This is a genomic window from Arthrobacter sp. MDT2-34-1 (assembly GCF_059091365.1).
This window is the reverse complement of sequence record NZ_JBNHGO010000159.1, coordinates 1-421: the sequence shown is the minus strand read 5'-3', so window position 1 is coordinate 421 and position 421 is coordinate 1. Positions and strand designations below refer to the sequence as shown.

Here is a 421-nt window from a genome sequence, read left to right as displayed (position 1 = left end):
GCTCCCGCGGGCATGGCGGCGGTGAAGAACATGTGGCGCACGGCGATCACCCGGCCGCGCATATGGTCCGCGACGATCATCTGGATGGCAGTGTTGACGCCGGAAATGGCGGACAGGAAGCAGGCGCCGACCAGGACCAGGCTGATCAGGGCCAGCACAAAGTTGTTGGTGAGCCCGAACGCAATCAGGCCGATTCCGTAGACGAGCATGCCCGATTTGACCACCAGTCCCAGCGGAAGGACCTTGCTCCAGCCCGAGACCAGCGGTGCGGCGATAACAGCGCCCGCGCCGAGGGCGGCATTGAGCAGGCCGAGTCCGGTGGGACCGACCTGGAAAACCTCTTCGGCGAAGACCACCGTGAGCTGGAACAGCGGATTGCCCAGCAGACCGATCATCATGGACAGCACAATGCCGAGGATGA

At 63.9% G+C, this 421-nt stretch carries 1 protein-coding gene; it reads right to left on the bottom strand.

Annotated elements, in window-relative coordinates:
- A partial coding sequence (locus tag AC5RVV_RS18165) for an MFS transporter (RefSeq protein ID WP_494002733.1) occupies nucleotides 1-421 on the bottom strand: 421 nt, incomplete at both ends.